This is a genomic window from Tepidiforma sp. (assembly GCF_034433535.1).
Lineage (GTDB): Bacteria > Chloroflexota > Dehalococcoidia > Tepidiformales > Tepidiformaceae > Tepidiforma.
This window is the reverse complement of sequence record NZ_DAOUAO010000152.1, coordinates 1-7,811: the sequence shown is the minus strand read 5'-3', so window position 1 is coordinate 7,811 and position 7,811 is coordinate 1. Positions and strand designations below refer to the sequence as shown.

10 protein-coding genes are annotated in these 7,811 nt (G+C 68.9%); 6 read left to right on the top strand and 4 right to left on the bottom strand.

Features of this window, described 5'->3' with window-relative positions; genetic code table 11:
* Positions 1 to 235: 235 nt before the first annotated feature.
* Entirely contained in the window at positions 236 to 2,245 is a 2,010-nt protein-coding gene (gene ftsH / locus VAE46_RS08290; protein WP_322796459.1) for an ATP-dependent zinc metalloprotease FtsH, read from the bottom strand.
* A 246-nt stretch (positions 2,246 to 2,491) separates the two neighbouring features.
* On the opposite strand from ftsH, the gene npdG reads away from it, so the two are divergent.
* The 3 genes from npdG to cofE are packed head-to-tail and all read left to right on the top strand — an operon-like array spanning position 2,492 to position 4,711.
* Positions 2,492 to 3,142 carry an NADPH-dependent F420 reductase gene (gene npdG, locus VAE46_RS08285; protein WP_322796458.1) on the top strand — a complete coding sequence of 217 codons (651 nt, stop codon included), beginning with the start codon at positions 2,492 to 2,494 and terminating at the stop codon, positions 3,140 to 3,142.
* A 1-nt stretch (position 3,143) separates the two neighbouring features.
* Entirely contained in the window at positions 3,144 to 3,941 is a 798-nt protein-coding gene (locus VAE46_RS08280; RefSeq protein ID WP_322796457.1) for an alpha/beta hydrolase, read from the top strand.
* Positions 3,942 to 3,958: 17 nt separating this feature from the next.
* A complete protein-coding gene (gene cofE / locus VAE46_RS08275) occupies positions 3,959 to 4,711 on the top strand; it encodes a coenzyme F420-0:L-glutamate ligase (protein ID WP_322796456.1) in 753 nt (250 codons plus the stop codon).
* A gap of 27 nt (positions 4,712 to 4,738) precedes the next feature.
* Here the strand turns inward: cofE and VAE46_RS08270 are convergent, their stop codons facing one another.
* The 3 genes from VAE46_RS08270 to VAE46_RS08260 form a co-directional block, all read right to left on the bottom strand.
* Complete coding sequence (locus tag VAE46_RS08270) at positions 4,739 to 5,659, bottom strand: intradiol ring-cleavage dioxygenase (protein WP_322796455.1); 921 nt, start codon at positions 5,657 to 5,659, stop codon at positions 4,739 to 4,741.
* Between the two features lie 110 nt (positions 5,660 to 5,769).
* Entirely contained in the window at positions 5,770 to 6,186 is a 417-nt protein-coding gene (locus tag VAE46_RS08265; RefSeq protein WP_322796454.1) for a PIN domain-containing protein, read from the bottom strand.
* On the bottom strand, positions 6,186 to 6,449 hold the full coding sequence (locus tag VAE46_RS08260; protein ID WP_322796453.1) for a type II toxin-antitoxin system Phd/YefM family antitoxin: 264 nt from the start codon (positions 6,447 to 6,449) through the stop codon (positions 6,186 to 6,188). The genes VAE46_RS08265 and VAE46_RS08260 overlap by 1 nt, the downstream gene beginning before the upstream one ends.
* A gap of 96 nt (positions 6,450 to 6,545) precedes the next feature.
* Between VAE46_RS08260 and dut the strand changes: the two genes are divergently transcribed.
* The 3 genes from dut to rplS all read left to right on the top strand — a co-directional run bounded on the left by dut (position 6,546) and on the right by rplS (position 7,771).
* Positions 6,546 to 6,980: a dUTP diphosphatase gene (gene dut, locus VAE46_RS08255; protein ID WP_322796452.1), complete on the top strand. Its 435-nt coding sequence runs from the start codon at positions 6,546 to 6,548 to the stop codon at positions 6,978 to 6,980.
* Positions 6,977 to 7,348: a fluoride efflux transporter CrcB gene (crcB, locus tag VAE46_RS08250; RefSeq protein WP_322796451.1), complete on the top strand. Its 372-nt coding sequence runs from the start codon at positions 6,977 to 6,979 to the stop codon at positions 7,346 to 7,348. Before dut ends, crcB begins: the two co-directional genes overlap by 4 nt.
* Positions 7,349 to 7,420: 72 nt before the next feature.
* Positions 7,421 to 7,771, top strand: coding sequence for a 50S ribosomal protein L19 (rplS, locus tag VAE46_RS08245; RefSeq protein WP_322796450.1), 351 nt, complete (start codon positions 7,421 to 7,423; stop codon positions 7,769 to 7,771).
* Positions 7,772 to 7,811 lie beyond the last annotated feature (40 nt).

The window sequence follows — 7,811 nt, the reverse complement described above, 5'->3', positions numbered from 1 at the left end:
ACCGACGGCCCGTCGAGGACCATCAGCACATCCAGGTCCACCACATCGCCTGGCTCGCCGGCGACCCGGTTCAGCTCGAATTCCTGCCCCTCAATGAGGCGCAACTGGCGCCCATCGGCGCGAACGATCGCTTCCATACGTGTACTCCGGGAATCCCGTAGACGGTTCTTCCAGTGTCGCCCCGGCCCCCGGTCCAGTCAACGGACCGGGGGCCGGGGCTCTCGTGATCGCCAGTCTAGTTGCCGTCGGTGCGCGCCTGGTTGCCGGTCTCCCAGGCCAGCCCGGGCGAGGGCTTCGGTTCGAACACCGGCCGGCGGGGCGCCTCCTCGCTGGGAGCCTTCGGCTGCGCTTCCGGCTTCGGCTCGGCCAGGTCCGGCGGCGGCCACGGCTCGTTCGGGTCGCTGTTCAGGAGGCGCACCAGCGCGTCCCCCTCGAGCGATTCCACTTCGATCAGCACGTTCGCCAGTTTATCGAGCAGCGCGCGGTGCTCGAGCAGGATCTTCGTCGCCACGGCGTGGGCTTCATCGATGAGCTCCCGCACCTCTTCGTCGATCTCCTCGGCAATCTTTTCGCTGTAGTCCCGTGTCTCCGAGATTTCTCGCCCGAGGAACACAAGCTCCTCGGTCTTGCCGAAGGTCCGCGGGCCGAGGCGCTTGCTCATGCCCCAGCGCGTCACCATCGAACGCGCAATGCGGGTCACCTGCTGGATGTCGCTCGAGGGCCCGGTCGAAGCCTCGCCGAAGACGATCTCCTCGGCCGCCAGCCCGCCCAGCGCGCTCGCCATGCGGTCCTTGAACATCGACGGGGTGTGATAGCTCGTGTCCTCGCCGAGGAAGCGGGTGTGGCCGCCGCTCATCCCACGCGAGACGATCGTCACCTTGTAGACCGGGTCGTGATGCTTGAGGAAGTGGGCCACGATGGCGTGCCCGCCTTCGTGGTAAGCAGTTACCTTCTTCTCGAGCTCGCTCATCACCTTGCTCTTCCGCTCCGGCCCGAGGATGACGCGGTCGATCGCCTCCTCGAACTCCTTCATGGTGATGATTTTCTTGTTCCGCCGGGCCGCGAGGATGGCGGCCTCATTGACCAGGTTCGCCAGGTCCGCGCCGGAAAAGCCCGAGGTGGCCTTCGCGAGTACCGAGACCGTCACGTCATCGGCGATCGGCTTGCCTTTCAGGTGCACATTCAGGATCGCCTCGCGGCCTTTGATGTCCGGCGCATCGAGCACCACCTTGCGGTCGAAGCGGCCGGGCCGCAGCAGCGCGGGGTCGAGGATGTCCGGGCGGTTCGTCGCGGCGATAACGATGACGTTCGTGCCGGTATCGAACCCGTCCATCTCCACGAGAATCTGGTTCAGAGTCTGCTCGCGCTCGTCGTGGCTGCCGCCCAGACCGGCTCCGCGCTGCCGCCCGACCGCGTCGATCTCGTCGATGAATACGATGCAGGGCGCGTTCTTCTTCGCCTGGTCGAACAGGTCGCGCACGCGGCTCGCGCCCACGCCCACGAACATCTCCACGAATTCCGAGCCCGATATGCTGAAGAACGGCACCCCGGCCTCGCCCGCGACCGCGCGCGAGAGCAGCGTCTTCCCGGTGCCGGGCGGACCCACCAGCAGGACGCCCTTCGGGATGCGGGCGCCCAGCGCCGCGAACTTTTCGGGGTATTTCAGGAACTCGACGACTTCCGCCAGCTCCTCCTTCGCCTCATCCACGCCTGCCACGTCGGCGAAGGTGACGGTCACCTTCGTGCCGGTGAACAGCCGGGCTCGGCTCTTGCCGAAGCTCATCGCCTGCGAGTTCGAACCCTGCGCCTGCCGCATGATCAGCAGCAGGAACAGGCCGAAGAGCAGGAACGGCAGGATGTTCAGCAGAAGCCCGAGGAAGGGCCCGAAGCCCGAGCTGTCCTTGTATTCGAGGTTGACCGCCGGAACGCCCTCGGCGGTGCCCGGGGCCCGGCTGAGCGAAACGCCCCGGTCGGTCAGAATCTGTTCGAGGTTGGTATTTGGGCCAGCCTTTGCCTTGACCACCTTCCCGGTCTCCTCGTTCGGCTGCCGAACGTAGGTGACCGTCAGGTCGCGGCCGTCTACCTCGATCTTTTCGATCCTGCCGCGCTCAGCGTCGGTAATGACCTGCCCGAATTCGACCGACTGGTGGTCGCTCCCGTTCGAGAAGAACGCGAAGAAAATGGCGATGACGGCAACGATGATGAGGAGCCAGAAGAAACTGTTGCGGATCCAGCGGGAATACAATAGGGAACTCCGTTTTCCGGGGGCGGCGCGCCCTGCTCCGAGTATACCAGACTGGCGGACCGCCCCGGCCCTGCCGGGGAAACGCCGCTGAACGTTCCCGGGCCGGTCCGTGCGATCTCCTCCTCTTACGGTACGTCAATCCAGGGCCGTTCGCGCACCCTTCCTGTGGGCGTGCCCACGCATCGCGCTCCGCGGGCCGACCCGCTACGCTGTAGGGCACCCCTACCAGCACCCGCAGGAGGCTGCATGAAGCTCGCATTCGTCGGCGGGACCGGTCCCGAAGGCCTAGGTCTCGCAATGCGCTTTGCCCGCGCCGGGCACGAGGTCGCCATCGGCTCCCGCTCCGCCGAGCGCGGCGAAGAGGCCGCCGCGAAGGTCCGCGAGGCCGTCCCCGGCGCGAAGGCCACCGGCGCCGATAACGCCGCAGTCGTCGCGGACGCCGAGGTGGTCTTCCTCACCTTCCCCTACTCCGGGCAAGCCGCCACCCTCGAGTCCCTTGCCCCCGCGCTCGCCGGCAAAATCGTCTGCAACGTAGTCGCCCCGCTTGAATTCCGCCAGGGAGTCGGCGCCGTCGCGCTCGATGTCCCCGGGGGCAGCGCCCTGCAGGAGGCCATCGCCCAGCTGCCCGAATCGCGCGTGGTGAGCGCCTTCCAGAACCTCAGCGCTGAAGAGCTCCAGCACCTCGACCACCCGATCGATGCCGACGTCCTTGTCTGCGGCCGCGATGCCGAGGCCAAGCAGGTCATCATCGGCCTCGCCAACCAGATCGCGGGCGTGCGCGGCATTGATGCCGGCGGCCCCAGCCAGAGCCGCTACGTCGAAATGCTCACCTCCCTGCTCATCAACCTCAACCGCAAGCACAAGACGCAGACCAGCATCCGCATCGTGGGCATCTGAGATGCCGTACACCGAACGCTCCGGCGCCCGCATCTGGTTCGAAACCCACGGGCAGGGCGAGCCGCTGGTGATGGTCTATGGCATCGGCGGCAGCGCCATCGAATGGTGGGACCGCTTCCCGGACCTCCTGGCGGAGCGCTATCGCCTGGTCCTGCTCGATAACCGCGGGACGGGCAGGTCCGACCGGCCCGGCTCGCCGTGGACCATGTCCGAGATGACCGCAGATGTCCTCGCCGTCGCCGATGAGCTGGGCCTTGAAACGTTCCATCTCCTCGGCTGCTCGCTTGGCAGCATCATCGTTCGCCACGTCGTCCGCGAGCACGGCCCTGAACGTATCCGTTCCCTTTCGCTCCTGTGCCCCCCGAACGGCATCCCGGCAACCGAGGAAGACCTCCGCACGGCCCTCTTCTGGGACCCCGCAAAGCCCCTCATCGAATCCGCCCGCGCCAGCTGGCCGATCATCCACCCTCCGGGCTGGATCGCCGCCAACGAACCCGTGCTCGTCGAACGGTTCGAGCGGACGATGGCCAATCCAACCCCCGCGCGGACCTTCCAGTTCCAGCTGCAGGCGGCACAGGCCGCGCCCGACCCGAACCCCGCGGTCGACGCCGCCGGATTCCCGGTGCTCATCATGCACGGCACTCTCGACCGGCTGGTGCCCCCGGCCAACGCCACGCTGCTCAAGCAGCAGATCCCGCGCGCCCGGCTCGAACTGCTCGAAGGCGACAGCCACAACTTCTGGGCGCACGACCCCGACCGGTCCGCCGCCGTCCTGCTCGATTTCCTCGCCGCGTCCTGATCCCCCGGAGGTCGCCCGTGTCTTCGCTCGAAATCTTCGGCATCCCCGGCCTCCCGGAAATCACCCCGGGGGTCGACCTCGCGCAGCTCATCCACGAAACCGCGGCCGCGGCCGGCCGGCCCCTCGCCGATGGCGACATCCTCGTGGTCACCTCCAAGATCGTCTCCAAGGCCGAGGGCCGGGTGGTCGACCTCGCGAACGTCGAGGTCTCGCCGTTCGCGCGCCAGTACGCCGAGCGCTGGGAGAAGGACCCGACCGTGGTCGAACTGGTCCTCCGCGAGGCGCGCCGGGTCGTCCGCCAGGTCGGCCCGGTGCTCATCACCGAAACCCGCCACGGCTTCGTCTGCGCGAACTCCGGCGTCGACCAGTCCTCCTCCGGCGGCCATGGGCTGGCCGTCCTCCTGCCGGTCGACCCCGACGCCAGCGCCCGGCGCATCCGCCAGGGGCTGAAGGCGCGCGGCGTCGATGTCGCCGTCATCATCTCCGATACCTTCGGGCGGCCCTGGCGGGAGGGCCAGACCGATGTCGCCATCGGCATCGCCGGGATGCACCCGATCACCAGCTACATCGGCCAGGTCGACCCCCACGGCCACGAATTCCGCGTACAGGCGCTCTGCACCGCCGATGAGCTGGCCGGCGCTGCCGAGCTGGTCAAGGGCAACCTCTCCCGTGTGCCGGCCGCCGTCATCCGCGGCCTCCCCTGGCAGCCCGATGAGGAGGCCACCATGCAGCTCATCATCCGCGAGTCGGAGCGCGACCTCTTCCGCTAACCTGCTGGCCGCGCCCCGCCCTCGCGCTTAGATGCCCACCAGCAGGCGGGCCCGGTAGCCGCTCGATGCGTCGCCCGTCACCTCCGCCAGCTGGAGCGTCCACCCATCCCGGAAGACGTTGTCCGATTGCAGCGTAATCCGGCCGAGGTTGCGCAGGCTCTGCTCGTAGCCGCTCGTCGCGTAAACCGCCCGGCAGGCGTCCTCCGGCAGCGCCAGCTGCGAGGTGATCAGCTTGTTCGCTGAAGAGGTGGCTTGCTCCAGGCTCGGGTAGACCTCGAAGTGGATGTGCGGCCAGCGGCCGTCGTAGCAGCCCGGGAAAATCGAGGTGAAGGCGGCCACCCCGCTGGCGTCGGTCGCTTGCACCCCCCGGAGGTAGTTCTCGTTCGGGAGCGTGTACATCGAGTAGGCGCCGTCGCGGTCGCAGTGCCACGCGTACACCGCCGCCCCGGCGATCGGCTGGCAGTTCTTCTTCGTGTCAACCACGACGAGTTCGAAGTCGAGCGGCACCCCCGCCGCCTGCCGCGTCGAGACGACGAAGCTGGAGCGGATATCCCGCCGCACGATGCCGCTCTGCGCGAGCGCGTTCGGCCCGTTCGAGCCGTTGCCCGGATAGGGCCCGGCCGTCTCCCGCGGGATGGCCCCGGTGCAGGCCGAGACCGGGGTGTCCTGCGTGGGAATGGGGCTCACCTGGACGTTCGCGGCCCCCGTTGCCGTGGTCGTGCTGGCGCCGGCGGCGGTCGGCGTGCTCCCGCCCGGGGCCGCGGTGGCCGTGCTGCCGCTGCCCGTCGACTCGGTCTCGCTGCAGCCGACCACCGCCAGGGCGGCCAGCCCGCCGAGCAGCTTCAGCGCGCCGCGCCGGTCGAACTGCGCCCGCAGCGTCTGGAGGTCGAACTGCAGGCCGCGGTCGTGCGGCTGGTCATGGTCGTGGTCGAGCGGATGGCGTGACATGGGGCTCCTTGGTTTCGGGTGAGATTTCTACCAGAACCATGGCACGGACCGCCCATCTTCGGCGGGGCCCAGGGAAACGCCCGGTAAGGCCCCGGCGCGCTGTCCCGCCGTCAGCCGGCCGCTCGCGGCCGCACTGTCTCCACCACCGCCGACCCGCGCTGCAGCTGGCGCGGGTTCAGCGTCACCAGCCGGTCCCCCAGCGTCTCCGCCACCGCGAAGTAGATCGCGTCGCTTCCCCGCAGCTGGTGCTCGGCCGCCAGGGCCGCGGCGCGTTCGGCCAGGGGCATCGCGACCGGCAGGAACTCGAACAGCGGGGAATAGCGCAGGTACGTTTCGACCTCCCGCGCGAGCTGCTTGTCGCCCGTTCCCGCGGCAACCGCCGCCGAGACCTCGGCCATCGCGGTCACGGGGCAGCGCAGCGGCTCCCCATCGGCGATCGCCTCGCGCAGCCAGGCGATGGTCGCCCCGTGCTGGCGGTCCTGCCCGTTGAACAGCGAAATCAGCACGCTCGCATCGAGGACGGCCATCAGCGCTCGCCCCCGGCCGAATCGCCCAGCGCCGGCAGGCTCAGCCACGCACGCCCGACCGCCTGCGCCAGTTCCTCGATCGCGGCGATCTCGGCGGCCGCCTGCCCCCGGTGCATCCCCGCGATGTCCCGCTCCGAATAGGGCCGCAGCGTGGCCACGGGCTCGCCGTTGACCGTCACGATGAACACGGCCCGCTGCTCGCGGACCTGCCGCACAATCTGCGTGGCCTCGTTCTTGAGTTGCCGCACGCCGATGGTTTTCACGGGCTCCCCCGGGGGAACGAGTGGCTACATCGTGGCCACATGCCGCGGTCCCGTCAAGTGGGTGCGTCACGCCCGCATCGCTGCTAGCATCCGCCCATGCAGCCAGCCGCCGTCCGGGTGAAGCTCCTCCGCGACGGCGCCCGCGTCCCGACCCGCGCCACCGACCTCGCCACCGGGTTCGATCTCTCCGCCTGCATCGATGCCCCCTTGCGCATCGGCAACAGCCCCGTGCTGGTGCCGACGGGCATCGCCCTCGAGATCCCGCCCGGCATCGATGCCCAGGTCCGCCCGCGCAGCGGCCTTGCCCGGCAGGGCGTCCTCTGCAGCTTCGGCACCATCGATGCCGACTACCGCGGCGAACTGCTGGTCACGCTCTACACCATCGCCCCCGGCATCGAGCACACCATCGAACCGGGCGATCGCATCGCCCAGCTGGTCTTTGGCCTGCTGGCGCCCGCCGAATTCGTCCTCGCCGCGGAGCTCGGGGCCACCGCCCGGGGTACCGGCGGCCACGGGAGCACCGGTCGGTGAGCTACCTCTACATCATCCTCGGCGCGGCCGTCGGGGCACCGCTCCGCTATTTCGTCGGCAGCCGCTTTCGGCCCGGCCTCATCGGCAACTTCCCGGTTGGCACCTTCGTGGTCAACGTCACCGGGTGCTTCCTCATCGGGCTGCTGCTCGCCTACGCCGCCGAAAAGGGCTCGCTCTCGCGCGAAGCGCGCCTGCTGCTGGTCACCGGCTTCCTCGGCAGCTACACCACCTTCTCCGCCTTCGGCTGGGAAACGTACGACCTCCTCAAGGTGTCCGAACCGCTCACGGCCGCGGCCTATGCCGGCCTCTCGGTGGTCGCCGGCGTGCTCGCCGTCTGGCTCGCTGCCACGCTGGTCCAGAAGCTCTGAGCCGCCTCCCCGGTGGAACGTAGGCGCGGTCCCGGTATGCTGTGTTAGTTACGCCATCCGGGGTTCACCGCCATGTCTTACGAACTCGATACGCTCGTGCCGAACGGCGCGAAGGTTGAGCGCCCTGATTTCAACACCGGCGATACCGTCCGGGTCCACGCCAAGGTTGTCGAAGGCGACAAGGAGCGCATCCAGGTCTTCGAAGGCGTCGTCATCCGCAAGCGGATGAAGGGCCTCATGTCCAACTTCACCGTCCGCAAGATCGCCGCCGGCGGCGTCGGGGTGGAGCGCACCTTCCCGCTCAACAGCCCCCGCGTCGACAAGATCGAGGTGGTCCGCCGCGGTGTCGTCCGCCGCAAGAACCTCTACTACCTCCGCGGCCTGACCGGGAAGGCGGCCCGCATCAAAGAGAAGCGCTTCTAGCCTGCCACGAGCGACGCCGAACGCCCCGCCCGCTGGCCCC